17 protein-coding genes and 1 pseudogene are annotated in these 21,450 nt (G+C 40.1%); 13 read left to right on the top strand and 5 right to left on the bottom strand.

What is annotated here, in order from left to right; translation table 11 throughout:
* Window positions 1-10: 10 nt before the first annotated feature.
* Entirely contained in the window at window positions 11-1,354 is a 1,344-nt protein-coding gene (locus PSI14_RS00460) for a UDP-glucose dehydrogenase family protein (protein WP_273573876.1), read from the top strand.
* 8 nt (window positions 1,355-1,362) lie between these two features.
* The gene (locus PSI14_RS00455; protein WP_273573875.1) at window positions 1,363-2,376 is read left to right on the top strand and encodes an NAD-dependent epimerase; all 1,014 of its coding nucleotides are present in this window, start codon (window positions 1,363-1,365) and stop codon (window positions 2,374-2,376) included.
* 231 nt (window positions 2,377-2,607) lie between these two features.
* Here PSI14_RS00455 and hns read toward each other — a convergent pair whose 3' ends face one another.
* Entirely contained in the window at window positions 2,608-3,009 is a 402-nt protein-coding gene (gene hns, locus PSI14_RS00450; RefSeq protein ID WP_273573873.1) for a histone-like nucleoid-structuring protein H-NS, read from the bottom strand.
* A gap of 644 nt (window positions 3,010-3,653) precedes the next feature.
* On the opposite strand from hns, the gene PSI14_RS00445 reads away from it, so the two are divergent.
* On the top strand, window positions 3,654-4,250 hold the full coding sequence (locus PSI14_RS00445; protein ID WP_273573871.1) for a thymidine kinase: 597 nt from the start codon (window positions 3,654-3,656) through the stop codon (window positions 4,248-4,250).
* Window positions 4,251-4,394: 144 nt separating this feature from the next.
* Here PSI14_RS00445 and adhE read toward each other — a convergent pair whose 3' ends face one another.
* A complete protein-coding gene (adhE, locus tag PSI14_RS00440; RefSeq protein WP_273573870.1) occupies window positions 4,395-7,055 on the bottom strand; it encodes a bifunctional acetaldehyde-CoA/alcohol dehydrogenase in 2,661 nt (886 codons plus the stop codon).
* A 474-nt stretch (window positions 7,056-7,529) separates the two neighbouring features.
* On the opposite strand from adhE, the pseudogene PSI14_RS00435 reads away from it, so the two are divergent.
* The 7 genes and pseudogenes from PSI14_RS00435 to oppF all read left to right on the top strand — a co-directional run.
* Window positions 7,530-7,688, top strand: a pseudogene (locus PSI14_RS00435) (YchE family NAAT transporter); the annotation flags it as partial.
* A gap of 601 nt (window positions 7,689-8,289) precedes the next feature.
* Window positions 8,290-9,930: an ABC transporter substrate-binding protein gene (locus tag PSI14_RS00430; protein ID WP_273573869.1), complete on the top strand. Its 1,641-nt coding sequence runs from the start codon at window positions 8,290-8,292 to the stop codon at window positions 9,928-9,930.
* Between the two features lie 124 nt (window positions 9,931-10,054).
* Entirely contained in the window at window positions 10,055-11,695 is a 1,641-nt protein-coding gene (gene oppA, locus PSI14_RS00425; protein ID WP_273573867.1) for an oligopeptide ABC transporter substrate-binding protein OppA, read from the top strand.
* Window positions 11,696-11,776: 81 nt separating this feature from the next.
* Complete coding sequence (gene oppB / locus PSI14_RS00420; RefSeq protein ID WP_092518477.1) at window positions 11,777-12,697, top strand: oligopeptide ABC transporter permease OppB; 921 nt, start codon at window positions 11,777-11,779, stop codon at window positions 12,695-12,697.
* Window positions 12,698-12,711: 14 nt separating this feature from the next.
* Entirely contained in the window at window positions 12,712-13,620 is a 909-nt protein-coding gene (oppC, locus tag PSI14_RS00415; RefSeq protein ID WP_273573865.1) for an oligopeptide ABC transporter permease OppC, read from the top strand.
* 9 nt (window positions 13,621-13,629) lie between these two features.
* On the top strand, window positions 13,630-14,628 hold the full coding sequence (locus PSI14_RS00410; protein WP_273573864.1) for an ABC transporter ATP-binding protein: 999 nt from the start codon (window positions 13,630-13,632) through the stop codon (window positions 14,626-14,628).
* On the top strand, window positions 14,625-15,626 hold the full coding sequence (gene oppF, locus PSI14_RS00405) for a murein tripeptide/oligopeptide ABC transporter ATP binding protein OppF (RefSeq protein ID WP_273573863.1): 1,002 nt from the start codon (window positions 14,625-14,627) through the stop codon (window positions 15,624-15,626). The genes PSI14_RS00410 and oppF overlap by 4 nt, the downstream gene beginning before the upstream one ends.
* A 111-nt stretch (window positions 15,627-15,737) precedes the next feature.
* Here oppF and PSI14_RS00400 read toward each other — a convergent pair whose 3' ends face one another.
* Together PSI14_RS00400 and cls are read right to left on the bottom strand one after the other, a co-directional pair.
* Window positions 15,738-16,067: an HI1450 family dsDNA-mimic protein gene (locus PSI14_RS00400; protein ID WP_273574089.1), complete on the bottom strand. Its 330-nt coding sequence runs from the start codon at window positions 16,065-16,067 to the stop codon at window positions 15,738-15,740.
* 163 nt (window positions 16,068-16,230) lie between these two features.
* Window positions 16,231-17,691 (bottom strand): cardiolipin synthase, encoded by a 1,461-nt coding sequence (cls, locus tag PSI14_RS00395; protein ID WP_273573862.1) that lies wholly within the window; start codon window positions 17,689-17,691, stop codon window positions 16,231-16,233.
* Between the two features lie 430 nt (window positions 17,692-18,121).
* Between cls and PSI14_RS00390 the strand changes: the two genes are divergently transcribed.
* Both PSI14_RS00390 and tonB read left to right on the top strand, forming a co-directional pair.
* On the top strand, window positions 18,122-18,301 hold the full coding sequence (locus PSI14_RS00390) for a YciY family protein (protein ID WP_273573861.1): 180 nt from the start codon (window positions 18,122-18,124) through the stop codon (window positions 18,299-18,301).
* A 182-nt stretch (window positions 18,302-18,483) separates the two neighbouring features.
* Window positions 18,484-19,209, top strand: a complete 726-nt coding sequence (gene tonB / locus PSI14_RS00385) for a TonB system transport protein TonB (RefSeq protein ID WP_273573860.1) — start codon at window positions 18,484-18,486, stop codon at window positions 19,207-19,209.
* Window positions 19,210-19,684: 475 nt separating this feature from the next.
* Here tonB and PSI14_RS00380 read toward each other — a convergent pair whose 3' ends face one another.
* A complete protein-coding gene (locus PSI14_RS00380) occupies window positions 19,685-19,984 on the bottom strand; it encodes an antibiotic biosynthesis monooxygenase family protein (RefSeq protein ID WP_092520626.1) in 300 nt (99 codons plus the stop codon).
* A 511-nt stretch (window positions 19,985-20,495) separates the two neighbouring features.
* On the opposite strand from PSI14_RS00380, the gene sigJ reads away from it, so the two are divergent.
* Window positions 20,496-21,422 (top strand): RNA polymerase sigma factor SigJ, encoded by a 927-nt coding sequence (gene sigJ / locus PSI14_RS00375; protein ID WP_306309165.1) that lies wholly within the window; start codon window positions 20,496-20,498, stop codon window positions 21,420-21,422.
* Window positions 21,423-21,450 lie beyond the last annotated feature (28 nt).

Below are 21,450 nucleotides of genomic sequence, written 5' to 3'. Positions count from 1 at the left end.
AAGGTGTGTTATGAAAGTTACTGTATTTGGTATTGGCTACGTAGGCTTAGTGCAAGCAACCGTATTTGCTGAAGTTGGGCATGACGTACTTTGTGTTGATGTTGATGCACAAAAAGTCGAAAACCTGAAAAATGGTCAAATCCCTATTTTTGAACCGGGTTTGACGCCTTTAGTAAAGAAAAATTATGCTGAAGGACGGCTGAATTTTACAACGGATGCCAAAGCCGGTATTGCTCATGGCAAATTACAGTTTATTGCAGTAGGAACACCCCCTGATGAAGATGGCTCTGCTGATCTTAAGTATGTCACTGCCGTAGCCAGAACCATTGCGGAAAATATGGATGGTTATAAAGTCATTGTCGACAAATCAACTGTGCCAGTAGGTACGGCTGATAAAGTCATAGCAGTGATGCGAGCAACATTGGCAGGGCGCAATATAGATCTTCCGTTTGATGTTGTCTCCAATCCTGAGTTTCTGAAGGAAGGAGCCGCTGTTGCCGATTGTATGCGTCCTGAGCGCATTATTATTGGCTGTGATAATGACAATGTGGTTGATGTAATGCGTGAACTGTATGAGCCATTTAATCGCAATCATGATCGTATGATCGTCATGGATATCCGCAGTGCTGAGCTGACTAAATATGCTGCCAACTGCATGTTGGCGACAAAAATCAGTTTTATGAATGAAATTGCTAATTTGGCAGAAATGCTGGGAGCGGATATTGAAAATGTACGTCAGGGAATTGGTTCCGACTCACGAATCGGATATCACTTTATTTACCCTGGATGTGGATACGGTGGTTCATGTTTTCCTAAAGATGTTCAGGCATTGATCCGGACTTCTGAACAAATTGGATATACGCCAAAAATTCTTCAGGCAGTGGAACAGGTTAACGAGAAACAGAAAAGCAAATTACCTACTTTTGTAAAACGCCATTTTGGTAATGATTTGTCGGGCAGAACATTTGCTGTTTGGGGGCTGTCATTTAAGCCTAATACAGATGATATGCGTGAGGCATCAAGCTGTGTATTGATGAAAACGTTATGGGAATGTGGTGCTAAAGTTCAGGCGTATGATCCTGAAGCTATGCAGGAGGCCCAGCGTATTTATGGGCAGCGTGATAATCTTTCTTTAATGGAAACAAAAGAAGCGGCACTAAAAGATGCTGATGCTTTGATTATCTGTACAGAATGGCAAAATTTCAGGGCACCTGATTTTGATGTGATTAAGGATTCATTAAAAACTCCTGTGATTTTTGATGGACGCAATCTTTATGATCCAGAACGCCTGCAATCACGTGGTTTTATATACTATGGCATTGGTCGTGGCAGCTCAATCAATCCAGTCATTTGAGTCAATATATGAAATTTTTAGTTACAGGTTCTGCTGGTTTTATTGGTTTTCATGTTAGTCAGCGGTTATTGAATATGGGTCATGAGGTTATCGGTATTGATAACCTCAATGATTATTATGACGTTAATTTGAAACAGGCGAGATTAAATTTATTACTCCCTCATTCAAATTTTAAATTTGAAAAATTAGATTTGGCTGACAGAGCTGCAATACCTGAATTGTTTGCTAAACATCAATTTCAGCGAGTGATCCATTTAGGTGCTCAGCCAGGTGTACGTTATTCAATAGAAAACCCAATGGCATATATAGATGCCAATATCATCGGTCATATCAATATTCTTGAAGGTTGCCGCCATCATTGTGTAGAGCATCTATTATATGCTTCTTCCAGTTCAGTATATGGCTTAAATAAAAAGCAACCTTTTTCTACAGATGACTCTGTTGATCATCCTGTTTCTTTATATGCAGCAACAAAAAAAGCTGATGAGTTAATGTCTCACAGCTATTCACATCTTTATCAACTGCCCACAACAGGATTGAGATTTTTTACCGTATATGGTCCATGGGGGCGTCCTGATATGGCTTTATTTAAATTCACTAAAGCTATGTTAGAAGGTAAGTCGATTGATGTTTATAATCATGGCAATATGGTGAGAGATTTCACATATATTGATGACATTGTTGAATCTATAATCAGATTGCAGGATATTATTCCTACTTCAAATAAAGATTGGTTAGTTGAAGATGGGCAGATATCTGCCAGCTCTGCGCCATATCGAGTTTACAATATCGGTAATGGTCAGCCGACAAAACTGGGTGATTTTATTGACGCTATTGAGGCCTCATTAGGGATTGAGGCAAAGAAAAATTTTATGGACATTCAAGATGGCGATGTATTATCAACGTGTGCAGATTCAAGCGCACTTTTCAATAAGATTGGTTTTTCGCCTAACACTCCGGTAAAGGAAGGGGTAAAACGGTTTGTAGATTGGTATTTGGGCTTTTATCAGAAGCAGGTATAGTGAAAATAGAAAAAGGAGCTAATCGCCCCTTTTTTATAAGATTATGTTAATAAAAAACTAAGTTAGTGTTAAATTTTTTTATCATATCGAGAATATTAAGACGGCTTAGTCATTAATATAACTCTTCGCGTTCCTACATCAGCCCGTAATTAACCTAGTTAGTTATATTTAACATAAAACAAAAATACCCTTGATAGGGTATTTTTGTCATTAAGTTCACAAATCAACTGATTAGATTAAGAAATCTTCCAGTTTTTTGCCTTCTTCATCAATTGCTTTTTTGATTACAGCTGGTGTACGGCCTTGGCCAGTCCAGGTTTTAATTTCACCTTCATCAACGTATGAATATTTAGCTGGACGTGCAGCACGTTTAGATTTGCTAGTAGATTTACCACTTAAAGCATCTACTAAATCGCTTAATTCAATACCGTCTTTCTCCAGCATTTCACGGTATTCTTGAAGTTTACGTGTACGCTCTTCTATTTGTGCACGAGCCTGGCTGTCTTCATCGCGACGTTCTTCAACAACAGTCGTAAGTTTTTCCAGCATTTCTTCTAAAGTACTAAGTTCACATTCTCTAGCTTGCGCGCGCAAGGTACGGATGTTATTTAAAGATTTTAAATTCTCGCTCATTGTCCTGGTCTCAAATTATAATGATGATGGCTGATGTAGGGATAATAATAGAATGCTATTTTATTTTCTGCAATAGTGAATTTACTTTCTCAGACTAAAACATGTCATTTTAAAATGCAATTTTTTCGATAATCGATATATTGTGTTTTAATTCTGCTATTGAGCTTACCATTTTTCAATAAGTATGAAGAAGGATTACTGTAAAGTTTAGTAAGGAGGAAATCATGAGGTATAAAACTAATTTATAGTCAATTCGTAAGGAATGTTAATTGTTTTGCTGTGAATAAACTGAAGAGCAAGAGTGGGGATAAAGTTTTTTTATGGATAATCCATTGGTTATGATTATGGTGTGTGAATTGAACAAAAGTAAACCACCATGATTATTAATATTCAAATGATGGGAGTGAAATAACGATTTACTTTTGATGTTGACTTTGTTCATTTGGCACGCAGTAAATACTTATGGTGTTGATTTTATATACGCAAATGTGATAATTATCATGAAAATAATCTTTTCTTATTCATTCTAATTTGTTTCTGCTGCTCCATATTTGACAATAACAAGGATAATCTTGTTCAGAGTTTGTGATAAACTAACGCTGATATAACACCTGATTAAATTTGACAAGAGGATGGACGGGCCAATGGCTCAGCTTTATTTTTATTATTCTGCCATGAACGCAGGGAAATCAACTTCCTTATTACAATCTTCCTATAACTATAACGAAAGAGGAATGAGAACGTTGATCTTTACAGCGGAAATCGATACTCGATTCGGTAAAAGAAAGGTCAGTTCCCGTATTGGCTTATCCGCTGAAGCTTTGTTGTTTTCACCAAAAACAAATATTGCTGAGCTTATCAGAAGTGAAAATGAGGCAGAAAAAGTTCATTGCGTTTTGATTGATGAATGCCAATTCTTGACGAAAGAACATGTCGAACAACTTTGTGAAATTGTAGATTATGACGATATCCCTGTTCTTTGTTATGGTTTAAGGACCGATTTTCAAGGTGAGTTATTTAGTGGAAGTGAATATCTTCTCGCGTGGTCAGATAAATTGGTGGAGCTGAAAACAATTTGTCATTGTGGGAGAAAAGCCAGCCGTGTGCTCCGTTTTGGCAGCGATGGCAGCGTTGTTTACGATGGTGCTCAGGTAGATATCGGCGGTAATGAAAAATACGTCTCTGTATGTCGTAGGCACTATACTGACGTTATTCGTGAAGCTAAGGCAAAAAAGATCTAATACGCCGTCAGTTGTAATCGAGTGGTATAAAACCATTACGCTAAGAAATAGACTAAGAAATAATAGGTTAGAAAATGAAATAATAAAAGGCGTTGGGGCAATCCAACGCCTTTTAAGTTTTATCAATCAGTCTATCATTTCTTATTATTTCTTATTATTTTTTCTATTTGCTTTTGCTGCCTCCTGAGATTCGTCCTGCTCTGTGAATTCACGGCCATAAAAAGAATCTAGCAGCAGTTGTTTCAGTTCAGAAATTAATGGATAACGTGGGTTAGCACCGGTGCATTGATCATCAAATGCATCTTCTGCGAGTTTGTCGATTTTCGCCAGGAAGTCAGCTTCTTGCACACCTGTCTCACGAATTGAAGCTGGGATGTCTAGTTGAGATTTCATTTCTTCTAGCCAAGCCAATAGTTTTTCAATTTTGACAGCGGTACGATCACTTGATGCGGTTAATCCCAAATGGTCTGCAATTTCCGCATAGCGACGTCGTGCTTGTGGGCGGTCATATTGGCTGAATGCAGTTTGTTTTGTTGGGTTATCGTTAGCGTTGTAGCGGATCACGTTACAGATTAACAGCGCATTAGCTAAACCATGAGGGATATGAAACTCAGAGCCAAGTTTATGGGCCATGGAGTGGCATACTCCCAAGAATGCATTGGCAAAGGCAATACCCGCTATGGTAGCTGCATTATGGACACGTTCGCGGGCAACGGGATTTTTTGCACCTTCGTGGTAACTGGCAGGCAGAAAATCTTTCAGTAGCTTTAAGGCTTGCAATGCCTGACCGTCAGAATACTCATTGGCTAAAACAGAAACATAGGCTTCCAATGCGTGGGTCACCGCATCCAGACCACCAAAAGCACATAGAGATTTTGGCATATCCATAACTAGGTTTGCGTCGACAATCGCCATATCAGGGGTCAATGCGTAGTCTGCCAAAGGGTATTTTTGTCCGGTTACGTCATCGGTTACAACCGCAAAAGGTGTTACTTCTGAACCTGTACCTGAAGTGGTGGTAATGGCAACCATTTTAGCTTTCACACCCATTTTCGGGAATTTATAGATACGTTTGCGGATATCCATAAATCGCAAAGCCAGTTCCTCAAAATGTGTTTCGGGATGCTCATACATCACCCACATAATTTTGGCAGCATCCATGGGGGAACCACCACCAAGGGCAATAATGACATCAGGTTTAAACAGATGCATTTGTTCAGCGCCTTTGCGGACGATGCTCAATGTTGGATCTGCTTCGACTTCAAAGAACACTTCAGTTTCAATGCCATAAGATTTCAAGACATTAATAACCTGATCGGCATAGCCGTTATTGAATAAGAAACGGTCGGTTACAATAAAGGCACGTTTAGTACCATCGGTCGCGACTTCTTCCAATGCGATGGGCAAAGAACCGCGTCGGAAATAGATTGATTTTGGAAGTTTGTGCCATAACATATTTTCAGCTCTTTTGGCGACGGTTTTCGTATTGATCAGGTGTTTTGGTCCAACGTTTTCAGAAATAGAATTCCCACCCCAAGAACCACAACCCAGTGTCAGAGAAGGGGATAGCTTAAAGTTATACAAGTCGCCGATACCGCCTTGAGATGCAGGCGTGTTGATTAAAATACGCGCAGTCTTCATTTTGTCGCCAAAGTATTTAATGCGTTCTGCTTGATTATCTTGTTCGGTATAGAGGCATGAAGTGTGTCCAATACCGCCCATCTCAACCAATTTTTCGGCTTTTTCGACAGCATCTTCAAAGTTTTTTCCTCGGTACATGGCAAGCAGTGGTGATAATTTTTCATGGGCAAAGGGTTCTGCTTCATCTACCAGAATAACTTCACCAATAAGAATTTTAGTATTTTCAGGTACATTGATATCGGCCATTTCAGCAATTTTTGTTGCTGGCTGACCAACAATTGCTGCATTTAAGTTGCCATTTTTCAAAATAACGTCTTGAACGGCTTTTAGCTCTTTGCCCCGGAGAAGATATCCACCGTGAGTTGAAAATCGTTCACGGACTTGCTCATACACAGAATCAACAACGATGACTGATTGTTCTGAAGCACAAATCACACCATTATCAAACGTTTTAGACATCAGGATGGATGCAACGGCACGTTTGATATCTGCTGATTCATCAATTACGACAGGGGTATTACCGGCACCAACACCAATCGCGGGTTTGCCTGAACTATAGGCTGCTTTTACCATGCCTGGGCCACCTGTTGCCAAAATCAGATTAATATCAGGGTGGTGCATTAGGGCATTTGAAAGCTCAACGGAAGGTTCATCTATCCAACCAATAATATCCTTTGGTGCACCTGCTTCGATCGCTGCGTTTAAGACGATTTCAGCCGCTTTATTAGTTGCTTTTTTGGCGCGTGGATGAGGAGAAAAAATAATACCATTACGGGTTTTCAGGCTGATGAGCGCTTTGAAAATTGCGGTAGATGTTGGGTTTGTTGTTGGAACAATACCGCAAATCAAGCCAATAGGTTCAGCAATAGTAATGATACCGAAAGTATTATCTTCAGATAAGATACCGCAAGTTTTATCGTCTTTATAAGCGTTATAGATATATTCAGAAGCAAAGTGGTTTTTAATCACCTTGTCTTCCACAATTCCCATGCCAGATTCAGATACAGCTAATTTAGCCAATGGAATACGGGCATCAGCAGCAGCAAGAGCAGCAGCTCGGAAAATTCGGTCAACTTGCTCCTGAGAAAAATTAGCAAATTCATGTTGGGCTTTTTTTACGCGGGCAACTAATTCATTGAGTTCTGAGATCTGAGTTACAGCCATAAAAATTACTCCTGATAAATGTTAAATTTTTTAAGGTAATTAGCTGCAAGATGATTAAGTTATCAAATAATGTTATGAGATTAATCGTTTGGATTTAATCATGAATACCGCTAATTACCTTAAAAAATTGCTTAACAAAATAATTGATATAGGAATAGTTTTTTTCCTTGAAATTTTAGGTTGAATTCAGCTTACCATTTACAGACTTTTGTATTGTGATTTAGATCATGAAAACATTAAGCTGACTCAATTCAGCTATTATGTTTGGAACAATGAATTGAGTTAATATTTGGTGGTTTTAAATGTTTACTTAACTCTAAAGATACATTTTATTAACTTATTTTTATAATAGGGAAATTGCTGTTCCTTGGCAGGAATTATCGGATTAATTGATTTAACGTAACGAAATAGCCTCTATTTATTGTATTTTTTAGGTATTGCACATGTTTTTTATTTGCATCAAAGGGGCTAATTGTGGGTGAATCATTGCTGGGGCTTTCTGGATATATTAAATTTTTTATGGGATTGTTTGCGTTAGTAAATCCGGTTGGTGATTCGATCCTCTGTGTATTTGGGATCTCTATTGATTTGTTTCGTATTGCTGATGGGATGCTGATAATCACGATTGCTGTGATATAGCAAAGATAACTTATGTATTTATTTAACCCATTAATGTAATAAGATGAAATTTTATACTCAGGATGAGAGTGTATTAAACAAAACTTAACTAATGAGTAACCAATTAAAGTGTGATTAGTCAATAACATCATTTCTGCATAATTTCGTTGTTTCCTTGAAATCATTGTTTATATTTTATTCCTTTTTAGTCTGTGCTTTCCTCAAAATAATACTGTGATTTATTACACTATTTTGCTTCTCATAATCTTATCTGGTTGGTGGCTTGTTTCACTGTTTTGTGATGAAGGTGGACTTTCACTCTGCGGTGATTGCATTTTGTTAAAATAATGTTTATTTTCTATTTCAATGGAATTTCATGAATATTGCCTTGAGATAACAGAATAAAACCCATTGCTATCACCATCTTACATTAATTGTATGAATGAATTGTATACAAGGGAAATGAATTACCTTAATGTTTTAATAAATTTATTATAAAAACTATATAACAATTATTATGTGGTCATAGTTTTTTAGTGGGGTTAATTACCATTTGTTAACGCGATAAGTAAATTATTGGAATTAGTAGATTTATAATTTGGAGCGAAAAAGAAAAATGAGAAAAAAAACATCAAAGTTGAGTCAGTTGATTTCGAGTATCGTTTTATTATCTTTTCCTGCTGTACAGGGCATTGCTGCGATTATTCCTCCAGGAGTGACCTTAGCTGAAAAACAAGAAGTCACCGTTAACAATGGGGTTGAAGTCACTTCATTGGATCCGCATAAAGTTGAAGGTGCTCCAGAAACTATCATTATCCGCAATTTGTTGGAAGGGTTGGTAACTACTGGGCCAAATGGCGAAACTGTGCCTGGTGTGGCAGAAAGATGGGAAAATGAAGGTTATAAAGTATGGACATTCTATTTGCGTGACGATGCCAAATGGAATGATGGTAAGCCTGTTACTGCGCAGGATTTTGTCTACAGTTGGCGTCGTCTCTCCGATCCAAGCACAGGGTCGCCCTATAGCAGTTATTTACAATATGCCTATGTTCAGAATGTTGAGGATATTCTGAAAGGCATCAAGTCACCAGAACAATTGGGCGTTAAGGCACTGGATGATCGTCGTTTCCAAATCACACTTAGTCAGCCGGTTCCTTATCTGGTTGATATGTTGAGCCATACAGCAGTAAAACCCGTCAGACAGGATGTTATTGAAAAATGGGATAATAAGTGGACATTGCCAGAAAATTATATTGGTAATGGAGCTTATACATTAAAAAATTGGGTGGTCAATGAGCGAATTATTCTAACGCGTAATTCTCAGTACTGGAATAATAAAGAAACCATCATTGAAAAAGGCACTTTCCTGCCTATTGTCTCAGGAGTGAGTGATGTTAACCGTTATCGTAGCGGGGAAGTTGATATTACTGACAATGCCATTCCTCCTGATCTGTACCAAAAAATGAAACGGGATCTTCCTGATCAATTAAAAACTTCACCTTACTTGTGTACGTTCTACTACGAAATCAATAACCAAAAACCGCTGTTTAAAGATAAGCGGGTACGTGAAGCCATAAAACTGAGTCTTGATCGGGATATTATCACGGAAAGAATTATGGGGCAGGGGCAAATCCCCGCGTATAGCTTTACTCCAACTTATATTGGTGGTGGTTTGACCCTCAATCCAAAATGGGCAGGTTGGACACAGGAACAGCGTAATCAACGAGCAAGGGAATTGTTGAAAGAAGCTGGTTTTGATGCCAATAATCCTCTTAAATTTTCTTTGTTATACAACACATCAGAGCAAAACAAGCAACAAGCCATCGCGGCAGCTTCTATGTGGCAAAAAAATATTGGTGCGAAGGTCACTTTGCAAAATCAGGAGTGGAAAACCTCTCTCCAGAACCGCCATCAAGGGAATTATGATGTTGCGAGAGCGACATGGTGTGGCGATTATAACGAACCTTCTTCTTTCTTGAATATATTGTTGTCAAGTAGCAGCAACAATACCACTTTCTATCAAAGTACCGCTTTTGATAATTATCTTAACCAAGCCCTTATTGCTAAAGATGATGCGACACGTAAGGAATTATATCAGTTGGCTGAAGCTCAGCTTGATAAAGATTCAGGATTAATACCGGTTTATTACCGTGTCAGCGTGCGCCTCATTCGTCCGACGGTTGGTGGAATGACAGGAAAAGATCCGTTGGATTATGTTGATTTAAAGAATTTATACATTAAAAAGGTGAGTAATTGATCGTTATTACAAAGTATTGTCTTGCTGTAAACGAAATGGTTATTTTTGCACACGGATAATAACCATCCCAATGTGTGGATATGACTTTAATGGGTCAGATGATTTCAAGTGGAGTAAGAATAAAATGATAAATACAACAAAGAAAAAACTTGCTATTGGCATTACGGTAGCACTAAGCATGATGATGGGGCAGGCCTTTGCAGCGCAAGTACCCGCTGGCGTGCAACTTGCAGACGCTGCAAAACAGGTGTTGGTTCGCAATAATGGCTCTGAACCCCAGTCATTGGATCCGCATAAAATTGAAGGCGTGCCTGAATCCAACATCGCACGTGATTTGTTTGAAACTCTGGTGATCAACGATCCTGACGGTAAAATTATACCGGGAGTTGCGGAAAGTTGGGAAAATAAGGATTTTAAGGTTTGGACGTTCCATTTACGTAAAGACGCAAAATGGTCCAATGGTGACCCTGTCACTGCACAGGATTTTGTTTACAGCTGGCGCCGAGTAACAGATCCAAATACCGCATCTCCTTATGCAAGTTTTCTTCAATATGCGCATATTCTTAATGTTGACGATATCATCAGAGGTAAACAAAAGCCGGAAACATTGGGTGTCAAAGCATTGGATGATCATACGTTAGAATTAACACTCAGCGAGCCTGTACCTTATTTAGTCAGATTGTTTGTCCATACAAGTACATCACCGGTTCATCGTGGAACCGTAGAGAAATATGGCGAGAGATGGACACAACCACAAAATTTTGTTGGCAATGGCGCTTATAAACTGAAGAGTTGGGTAATCAATGAACGGCTTATCTTCGAACGTAGCCCGACTTATTGGGATAATAAAAATACAATCATTAATCAAGTTACTGTGCTGCCTATTTCCTCCGAAGTCACTGACGTTAACCGCTATCGGGCTGGCGAAATTGAGATGAGCTATGACAACTTACCGATTGAATTATTCCAAAAATTGAAAAAAGAGATCCCTGAACAATTACGTGTTAACCCGAAATTGTGCACTTACTACTACGAAATTAATAATGAAAGGCCACCATTCAACGATCCACGAGTACGTACTGCACTGAAGCTGGGTATGGATAGCGATCTTATGACTAATAAGGTGAAAAATCAGGGGGATATACCCGCTTATGGATATACACCACCCTATATCGCCGATTTTAAAGATGAAAAACCAGACTGGTATGCTAAATTGAATCAGCAGCAGCGTAATGAAGAAGCAAAAAAACTTTTAGCTGAGGCCGGGTTTACTAGAGATAATCCCCTGAAAATTAAACTACTGTACAACACTTCCGATCTGCATAAAAAATTAGCCATTGCCGCTGCTTCCATTTGGAAAAAGAATATCGGTATTGATGTTTCCCTCGAAAATCAGGAATGGAAAACTTTCCTTGATTCCCGCCATCAGGGTAATTATGACATTGCCCGCGCTGGATGGTGTGCTGATTATAACGAAGCCTCTACCTTCCTGAATCCCATGTTGTCCCATAGTAGTAACAATACTTCTCATTATAAGAGCAAAGAATTTGATGCATTAATGAAACAATCACTCCAAGTAAAAACTGATGAAGAACGAGCTGAAATTTATGCCAAAGCTAATGCTCAATTAGATAAAGATTCTGCGATTGTTCCAATCTATTACTATACAAATTCTCGTTTACTAAAACCTTATGTTGGTGGTTATACCGGAAAGGACCCATTAGATAATTTCCATACCAAAGATCTGTACATAATAAAACATTAGGAATTAGTGGATGATCCGGTTGGGTCATCCACTTGTCAGATAATTAAAAGCCATGGTTTGGCTAAACAATAGGAACGGGCAATGCTAAAATTTATTTTGCGTCGCTGCTTAGAGGCGATCCCGACACTTTTTATACTTATTACTATTTCGTTTTTTATGATGCGGCTTGCACCGGGTAGCCCATTCACGGGGGAAAGGAAGCTACCGCCAGAAGTTATGGCAAACATTGAAGCGAAATATCATCTGAATGATCCTATCTATAAACAATATTTCAATTATTTAATCCAGCTTTCCAAAGGGGATTTTGGTCCTTCATTTAAATATAAAGACTACAGTGTCAATGATCTGGTTGCAGAAGCTTTGCCTGTTTCTGCTAAATTGGGATTTGCAGCCTTTGTTATGGCAGTCATATTCGGGGTCAGTGCAGGGGTTATTGCCGCATTGAACCAGAATACAAAATGGGACTACACGGTGATGGGGTTTGCCATGACAGGGGTTGTGATACCCAGTTTCGTGGTTGCCCCCTTATTGGTTTTGATATTCGCTATTACATTAAAATGGTTACCGGGAGGAGGCTGGAATGGTGGGGCACCTAAATATATGCTCTTGCCGATGGTGGCACTTTCCCTCTCCTATATTGCCAGTATCTCCCGTATTACCCGCGGTTCTATGATCGAAATCTTACACTCCAACTTTATTCGTACAGCACGTGCTAAGGGCTTGCCATTGCGGAAGATTATTTTCCGTCACGCACTAAAACCCGCTTTATTGCCAGTTATTTCTTATATGGGTCCAGCCTTCGTCGGCATCATTACAGGTTCCATGGTTATCGAAACTATTTTCGGTTTACCGGGGTTGGGGCAATTATTTGTAAATGGCGCATTAAACCGTGATTACTCACTGGTACTTAGTTTGACGATTTTGGTGGGGGGCTTGACCATTATGTTTAATGCCATCGTTGATGTGCTGTATGCCGTCATTGATCCGAAAATTCGTTACTAAGACTGGAGCACGCAATGTTACTGAATAAAAAAAATAGCGAAGCTCTGGAAAATTTTTCTGAGCAACTGGAAATTGAAGGCCGCAGTTTATGGCAGGATGCACGCCGTCGTTTTATACACAACAAAGCAGCGATTACGAGTTTATGTATTCTATTTCTAATCACATTATTTGTAATTTTAGCCCCGATGCTGTCTCAATTTGCTTACGATGACACTGATTGGAATATGATGACGATGCCGCCGGATTTTGAATCCAAACACTATCTTGGCACTGACTCATCGGGACGTGATTTGTTGGTTCGTGTAGCTATTGGCGGACGTATTTCATTGATGGTCGGAATTGCCGCAGCTTTGATTGCCGTGTTATTTGGCACCCTATATGGTGCAACGTCAGGTTATCTCGGTGGCAAAATTGACATGCTCATGATGCGTTTGTTGGAGATCCTCAATTCTTTCCCATTCATGTTCTTCGTTATCCTTCTGGTTACTTTCTTCGGTCAAAACATCCTGTTAATTTTCGTTGCGATAGGCATGGTATCGTGGTTGGACATGGCGCGTATCGTCCGTGGTCAGACATTGAGTTTAAAACGCAAGGAATTCATTGAAGCCGCGTTGGTTGGTGGGGTTTCTACCCGTCATATCGTTTTGCGTCACATCGTGCCAAACGTATTGGGGGTTGTCGTGGTTTATGCCTCATTGCTCGTCCCCAGTATGATCCTGTTTGAATCGTTTTTGAGCTTCCTTGGCTTGGGAACCCAGGAACCACTCAGTAGTTGGGGGGCTTTGTTAAGTGATGGTGCCAACTCAATGGAAGTGGCTCCGTGGTTACTGTTATTTCCGGCAGGCTTTCTGGTAATGACTCTGTTTTGTTTTAACTTTATTGGTGACGGCCTGCGAGATGCCCTCGACCCGAAAGACCGTTAAGGAGAGCCTATGAATAGCGTAGAAACTTCGAAAAATGTTGAATTACTCTTATCGGTAAAAGACCTGAATGTAGTATTCAGCACTCCTGACGGCAATGTGACTGCCGTGAACAAATTGAATTTTGACTTACAGGCCGGCGAAACACTGGGGATCGTCGGGGAATCTGGCTCAGGTAAATCACAGACAGCGTTTGCGTTAATGGGGTTATTGGCCAGTAACGGTTCTGTCAGTGGTTCTACCACCTTTAATGGACGAGAAATCCTCAATCTGAAAGAAAAAGAATTGAACCGGATGAGGGCAGAAGAGATCTCGATGATATTTCAAGATCCCATGACTTCCCTTAACCCTTATATGCGGGTGGGTGATCAATTAACAGAAGTATTGATGCTGCATAAAAATATGGGTAAAAGCGAAGCTTTTGAAGAATCCATCCGCATGCTGGATGCCGTTAAGATGCCGGAAGCGCGGAAGCGCATGAAGATGTACCCGCATGAGTTTTCTGGTGGTATGCGTCAACGAGTCATGATTGCAATGGCACTATTGTGTCAACCTAAGCTGTTGATTGCCGATGAGCCAACAACTGCACTGGACGTAACAGTTCAGGCACAGATCATGACGTTGCTCAACGAGCTGAAAAAAGAGTTTAACACTGCCATCATCATGATTACCCATGACTTGGGTGTGGTTGCCGGCATTTGTGACAAAGTGTTAGTCATGTATGCAGGGAGAACAATGGAATATGGCACGGCACGTGATGTGTTTTACCATCCTACACATCCGTACTCGATCGGGTTATTGAATGCTGTTCCTCGTCTGGATGGCGATGAAGAAGCACTGGAAACAATTCAAGGCAATCCTCCTAACTTATTGCGTTTGCCAAAGGGATGCCCATTTCAGCCACGTTGCCAATTTGCTACTGAGCGTTGTGCTTGTGAGGAGCCGCAGTTGGAAAAATTTGGCATGGGGCGCTTGCGTGCCTGCTTTAAACGCCAGGAGGAATTGGTATGAGCACAATAGCTGAAAAACGCGTCTTATTGGAAGTTGACGATCTCAAAGTTTATTTTGATATTAAAGATGGAAAACAGTGGTTTTGGCAGTCAGCAAAAACCTTAAAAGCGGTAGATGGCGTTACCTTAAGGTTATATGAAGGTGAAACTCTGGGAGTTGTGGGAGAATCTGGCTGCGGGAAATCAACCCTTGCCAGAGCAGTGATTGGGCTGGTGAAAGCATCGGGTGGTGCAGTATCATGGCTTGGTCAGAGCCTGCTGGATATGAATAACAAGCAATGGCGGGATATTCGCAATGATATCCAGATGATTTTTCAAGACCCGCTGGCATCGTTAAATCCGCGCATGACCATTGGCGATATTATCGCAGAGCCATTAAGAACTTATCACCCCAAAATGAAAGATGGGGAGGTAAAAGAAAAAGTCAAAGAGATGATGATGCGGGTAGGGTTGTTGCCTAACCTAATAAACCGTTACCCTCATGAATTCTCTGGAGGGCAGTGCCAGCGTATTGGTATTGCTCGCGCCTTGATTCTGGAGCCTAAATTAGTTATCTGTGACGAACCTGTTTCGGCACTTGATGTTTCCATTCAGGCACAAGTCGTTAACTTGTTGCAGGAATTACAACGGGAAATGGGGCTTTCCCTGATATTTATTGCCCATGACTTATCGATAGTAAAACACATATCAGACCGCGTATTGGTGATGTATTTGGGGAATGCTGTAGAATTAGGCACTTACGACGAGGTTTATCATAATCCGCTGCATCCATATACCCGTGCTCTGATGTCGGCAGTACCAATCCCCGATCCGGACAAAGAGCGCAACAAACATATTGAATTGTTGGAGGGAGAACTCCCTTCACCGATTAATCCCCCATCCGGATGTGTATTTCGTACCCGTTGTCCAATGGCAGATGCTGAATGTGCGAAAACCCGACCATTGCTTGAGGGAAGCTTTAAACATGCAGTGTCTTGCTTAAAGGTTGACCCTCTCTAGTCAGTTATATGCAAATATGTCAGCGTGACATTGTCACGAATTTAAATTCAATGCCCTCATAATGAGGGCATTTTCATCGGTCAGGGTGACATATTAAAGAAGACAGAATTATTATTTTTTCCATAGAATATGGCAAATAGAGTGAGATTTTTCCCGGCAGATCAAGATACGGGCAAAGATATCATCAATTTCGGCATCATCTGATTCCGCCAATCCAATAATAACTTCTGAAAAAAAGTCCGGATCTAATTCAAAATCAACATGCTCAAGCCAGACTCGTGAAGGACCCAATAATTCAGCGCCGCCCCGTTCCTCAAATTGCAGATTAAACAATAGGCTATCAGCCGGATCGAGATTAGAAAGCGCTTGTTCTAAAAAGATATCGTAAGCTTTTTCAAGCGCTTCATCTTCAGTCATTCGGTTGTTTAAATCCAATTGCATAGAATGTGTCGATTGATGTTCCATAATGGCAATGTCCGAGATTAATAACAAAGTGAAATTAAAACATGTTCTATATTGAATGAATACTTTTATTCGTGTTGAAAGAATTATTGACCAATTTGCTTTCTTTCTGCTTTTTACCATGAGCTATATTTGTCATGAGCTATAAAAGCGGGCTGAAAAAGTAGCAAATACGTTCAAGAATACGATGCCACACTGGACGTTTTTCCCATTTGCTGTTTGCAAGCAATGTTGAACGCATAATGTAGTCTTGTTGAACCCGCGTTAAATCACTGCCAAAGTGTTCATCGTCAATCACAACTGTAATTTCAAAATTCAACCACAGGCTGCGCATGTCTAAATTGACAGAGCCGACCATACTGAGTTGTCCATCGACCAAAACACTCTTGGTGTGTAGCAAACCATCTTCAAATTGATAAATTTTCACGCCCGCTTCCAGTAATTCTGAAAAAAACGCACGACTGGCCCAGCGAACAAGAAATGAGTTGTTCTGGCTTGGCACAATAATGTTGACATCCACACCACGCATAGCCGCAGTGCAAATTGCATGCATTAAATCATCACTGGGAACAAAATATGGGGTAGTAAGAATAAGTTGTTTGCGGGCAGAAAAAATAGCGGTCATTAAAGACTGTTGGATCAATTCATCAGGAAACCCTGGCCCGGAAGCAATCACTTGAGCTGTATGACCACTGGCTTGCTCCAAGGGCATGATGATACTGTCTGGCGGGGAAGGAAGGTGACGCTGACCTGTTTCCATCTCCCAGTCAAAGGCGTAAATGATCCCCAAAGTTGTTGTAACTGGGCCTTCCATTCTCACCATGATATCGATCCATTGACCGACACCGGCATCTTGTTTAAAAAAACGTGGGTCGACCATATTCATGCTGCCAGTGTATGAAATATGATTATCGATCAGAATAATTTTTCTATGCTGACGTAAATCCATGCGCCGCAAAAATAAACGGAATATATTGACTTTCAGCGATTCGACAAAGGCAATACCTGCCTTCCGCATAATATCAGGGTAAGGGCTACGGAAAAATTGCCAGCTCCCTGCTGAGTCCACCATGATTCGACATTTCACACCGCGTTTGGCTGCGCGCATCAGGGCATCAGTGACCTGATCGACCAGCCCTCCGGATTGCCATATATAGAACACCATCTCGATATTGTATTTGGCATTTTCGATATCATTAACAATCGCTTTCAGTGAGTTATCATAAGACGTCATTAACTGCATTTTATTGCCTCTGACACCTTTGAGCTTTTGGCGGCGCTCGCACAGTTGAAACAATGGAGTAGCAACTTCACTATTCTCATCGGCAAAAATTTGAGGGGATTTTCTTAACTCTGCTAGCCATTTGGCTACAGAAGAGCGCATTTGTTTGGCCTGCTCAACCCTACGTTTACCAAGGTACAATTCGCCGAATGACAAATAAGCAACGATACCGACTAAAGGGATGATGTAAATAATAAGTACCCAAGTCATTGCTGATGTCACGGGGCGACGTTTTATCAAAACCCGGATGGTGATACCCGCAATAATTAACCAGTATAAGAAAATCGCCAGCCAGCTTAGTACAGAGTAGAAAGTTGTCATACGTAGCAATCAATCCTGTTTATTTAAGTACTGTTTATTTAAGTACTGCTTATTTAGGTACTGCTTATTTAAGTATTTCATGCAGTCATTACCGTAAGTTTCTAGAAATTTGGGCAAACGATCAACTTAATATCATCAATTAAATAGTTAAAGTAATTTTAACAAAAGAGGTGCTAACTATGTTGAATATCATGACTACTTAACACGTTAATGGCTTACATTAGCCCATGAACTGTATACAATTTGATACGAATAAATCATGAATTATTTATAATAGTCATTAAATTTATGATTTCGAGTAATACCCTTTCGAACAATACACTATTTGTGTCAGGTTCGTGGACAAAATTGGCAATTGGTTGACATCTCTAATAGTGACGATTAAGAATAATGTTATTCACCCAATGAGAGAATTAGCCTGGAATATCTTATGAAACACAGTAGAAGAGAAGTAGGGCGTTGGAGAATGCTCCGTCAAAGTATCCGTCGTCGCCGTCGTTGGTTGGAAGGGCAAACGCGCCGTAATTTTCGTATCTATACAGCGCGCAAGCTAGGTGCTTATAAGCGTCGTAGATCAATTCTATTCATCCATAACGCAGAATGGGTTTAACATGATGTTCCGCATGATATGTACCTAGGTGCTTGATCCCAAATTTCAGGTTGCAGCACAGTCAACGCCGCACAGCTAACAAAGCAGCAACTTGAAAGATGATGAATACAGATGTTTTGAATCTTTATTGAATATGATAGTCATTTGCATTTAAACTAATGGCTATCTGAAAACTGACTATCATGCTGCTAAGTAAGAATTCTCTTATGCGTTGGATACATTGGCCGATACTACTTTCCGTTTGTTTACATATTTCTATTGCTACGGCGCTTTTTCAGGCTATTGAACCTGAAAAACAGCCAGAAGCTGCGCCTATGTCTGTTGCCATGATCCAGTTGGCGGCTGAAGAGGCATCTATCTCTGAACCTGCCATGCCTGAATCACTTCCTGAACCACCGAAACCTGAGCCAGAACCTATTGCGAAAATTGCTCTGCCAAAACCTAAACCTGAAAAAAAACCGGAAGTGAAAAAACCGGAAGTGAAAAAAATTGTCAAGAAAGCATTTAAACCAATAGAGAAAAAGCCAGAAAAAACTTCAGAACAACCGCTGAAGCCTGTTTCTGATCAGAATCCTCAGATGGCAAAGAATTTGAGTGATCAAAAAACGGATCATCATGCTATTAGTGAAAAAGGGGATGTGCAAAAAGGGCCAAAGGCATTGAACAGGCCAAAACCCGATTATCCATCCAGAGCTCAGCAATTGGGTACAGAGGGAACGGTAACGGTAAAATTTGATATTGATGAAAATGGTCGAGTTAAGAATATCGAGATTATTTCTGCAACCCCCAGAAATGTCTTTGAAGGAGCAGTGAGAAATGCCATGAGAAAATGGCGTTATGAAAAAACGCCTGCTACTGGATACGTGGCGACTATTGAATTTAAAGTCATGGGTGTTTCACAATCCTAATCTACCAAAACGTTTCTTTCTAAATTCAGGGGATGCAAAACATCTCCTGAATTCATCAGCAAAATTCGTTTTTATGGTTATGACTCTAAAGTGTTAATCTTGTATTCCTACGTTTTTTGAGTGGAATATCGTAATAACTGTCACGATAGTAGTAGTCTGCTGACATTGCGGTCAAACTAAACCTGTACGTAAACTTAATTATATTTACTTTGTTTTTTTAAGGATTATGTTTTTCTAAGGATTATGTTTTGCAGAGGTTAATGAAATAATTACAGTTTAGAAATTATTGTAATAAGTCATTATGCCATAATAATATTAAAAAACTCTAGGATCTGGTTAAAACCAGACCCAAAGAGTTTTCATACTTTTTTATTCATCTATGACTTAATAAGTAGTCATATTAATTCTAACAATTAATAAATATTCAAGACATTGGAACCTAATGTCATTAAGATCAGGCCATTATAATAAGAACTCAACTGGAGTAATGTCCAACAATATCATAAATTCCTGGGCTAGCCTTAGCTAGCTCTGCGGTGCGCTTTACGAATTCTATTGATGCTGGGTCAGCTTGAGTTGCCTTAATGTCAGCAATGCTTTTCCATTTCGCAATATTTACGACTCGGCTCCCATCTTTGCTGGCTAGCAAGGTTACAGAAATGAAACCAGGTCGTTTACTAATGACCGAATCAGTTCCCTCTTGCAATAGTTTGATGACTTCAGCTTGATTACTTGGATCGACTTCGATGACATTAATGAATGTAACTTCAGACATTACACATTCTCCTCAATGGATAGAGTAGGTTATGCCAGCTTTTTGCAGGCAGAGACTCGCTAGCTTGTACCTTGTTGAGTCTAATACATAGACGATTCAGCAGTTCAATATGTCAGGTCATTCGAAAAAAAATATTTATTTTCAGGTATTGCGCCTGACATTTTCACCTTGTTTCTCGTCATTAAAGCTTAGAACATTTTTAGAGGGGGGCTTAGAAATTGTTACTACTTCGCATATATACGTATATAGATGTTTTATTGTATACACTATAGAAATATTTAATTACCCATTAGATTTATACCCAATGGATTTCAAGACGCATTGCGGCGGCAAGGGAGCGAATCCAACAAAGAGACAACTTGAAAGGCGACGGGTATAGATTCTATGTTCTATATAAATCTCTTTCCTTCTTCTAAGGGAATTCAGCGTCAGTAGCACTTGCTGGCATTATGAAGTCGGAGGAGAACAATACCTAGGTTGTTTTCCTCAGAATTGAGTTAAGAAAAATAGAATGAATATGAAGAAACAGGTAAGTAAGCTGAGGGGAGAAGACCCAGCTCAAGTATATTCTAACCGCTCCAAACTTGAATCGCTGGCGTATAGATTCTTGGGAACTATCCCAGATGCTGAAGATGCTGTGCAAGAAACTTATCTACGGTGGCACAAACTTACTCAAACAGAACGTGAGCAGATTGTGTCCCCTATCGCTTGGCAACGAACAACACTCACCCGGATCTGTTTCGATAAGCTTAAATCGGCCAAGTCAAAACGTGAAATCTATATTGGAGAATGGTTGCCTGAACCTGTCTCACAAGACGAATACTGGATATCTACGGTTGAATCATCTGAAGCCGCCGATCCAGCCGATAATCTTATCTTTGCACATTCGGTTTCTATGGCATTGATGATAGTCCTGGATAAGATGACCCCTGCTGAACGTATCAGCTTTATTCTTCATGATGTCTTCCAATATTCGTTTGAGGAAATCAGTGAGATTGTTAACAGAACACCACAAGCATGTCGTCAGCTTGCCTCATCCGGGCGAAAGCGGGTCAATCAAGAATGTCATTTTGCACACTCTTCAGAGGAGCATCGGCGTGTTAATAGTGCTTTCCGAGCTGCATGGCTTACAGGCAACATCAAGGAACTGGTTGCAGTCTTAGATGAAAGAGCTTGTGCCAGCACTGATGGCGGCGGCCTTGCCAGCGCCGCTACCGAACCATTATATGGCCGGGATGCAATTATCAAATTTTTCCTTTCAGCATTTGAACGTCAACATAATCTCCAGATCGAGGAGGAGCTAGTTAATGGTGAGCCAGGGCTTGTCGGTAAGGTGGCAGGTCACACTGTTACAGTGATCTCCACTTATATAAAAGAAGGACGAATCAAAGATATTTGGGTTATGCGTAACCCAGAAAAATTGACTGTTTGGCATTAGCCAATTGATTCAAGTGAGGTTATTTACT

Source organism: Xenorhabdus anantnagensis (assembly GCF_028598555.1).
GTDB classification, from domain to species: domain Bacteria; phylum Pseudomonadota; class Gammaproteobacteria; order Enterobacterales; family Enterobacteriaceae; genus Xenorhabdus; species Xenorhabdus anantnagensis.
The sequence above is the reverse complement of the archived record's forward strand: the minus strand, read 5'-3'. Positions and strand labels throughout refer to the sequence as shown.

Bases quoted from the DNA above. Each gene is read 5' to 3' on its own strand.
- PSI14_RS00460 (WP_273573876.1), top strand. From the start codon at position 11: ATGAAAGTTACTGTATTTGGTATTGGCTACGTAGGCTTAGTGCAAGCA.
- PSI14_RS00455 (WP_273573875.1), top strand. From the start codon at position 1,363: ATGAAATTTTTAGTTACAGGTTCTGCTGGTTTTATTGGTTTTCATGTT.
- hns (WP_273573873.1), bottom strand. From the start codon at position 3,009: ATGAGCGAGAATTTAAAATCTTTAAATAACATCCGTACCTTGCGCGCG.
- PSI14_RS00445 (WP_273573871.1), top strand. From the start codon at position 3,654: ATGGCTCAGCTTTATTTTTATTATTCTGCCATGAACGCAGGGAAATCA.
- adhE (WP_273573870.1), bottom strand. From the start codon at position 7,055: ATGGCTGTAACTCAGATCTCAGAACTCAATGAATTAGTTGCCCGCGTA.
- PSI14_RS00430 (WP_273573869.1), top strand. From the start codon at position 8,290: ATGAGAAAAAAAACATCAAAGTTGAGTCAGTTGATTTCGAGTATCGTT.
- oppA (WP_273573867.1), top strand. From the start codon at position 10,055: ATGATAAATACAACAAAGAAAAAACTTGCTATTGGCATTACGGTAGCA.
- oppB (WP_092518477.1), top strand. From the start codon at position 11,777: ATGCTAAAATTTATTTTGCGTCGCTGCTTAGAGGCGATCCCGACACTT.
- oppC (WP_273573865.1), top strand. From the start codon at position 12,712: ATGTTACTGAATAAAAAAAATAGCGAAGCTCTGGAAAATTTTTCTGAG.
- PSI14_RS00410 (WP_273573864.1), top strand. From the start codon at position 13,630: ATGAATAGCGTAGAAACTTCGAAAAATGTTGAATTACTCTTATCGGTA.
- oppF (WP_273573863.1), top strand. From the start codon at position 14,625: ATGAGCACAATAGCTGAAAAACGCGTCTTATTGGAAGTTGACGATCTC.
- PSI14_RS00400 (WP_273574089.1), bottom strand. From the start codon at position 16,067: ATGCAATTGGATTTAAACAACCGAATGACTGAAGATGAAGCGCTTGAA.
- cls (WP_273573862.1), bottom strand. From the start codon at position 17,691: ATGACAACTTTCTACTCTGTACTAAGCTGGCTGGCGATTTTCTTATAC.
- PSI14_RS00390 (WP_273573861.1), top strand. From the start codon at position 18,122: ATGAAACACAGTAGAAGAGAAGTAGGGCGTTGGAGAATGCTCCGTCAA.
- tonB (WP_273573860.1), top strand. From the start codon at position 18,484: ATGCTGCTAAGTAAGAATTCTCTTATGCGTTGGATACATTGGCCGATA.
- PSI14_RS00380 (WP_092520626.1), bottom strand. From the start codon at position 19,984: ATGTCTGAAGTTACATTCATTAATGTCATCGAAGTCGATCCAAGTAAT.
- sigJ (WP_306309165.1), top strand. From the start codon at position 20,496: ATGAATATGAAGAAACAGGTAAGTAAGCTGAGGGGAGAAGACCCAGCT.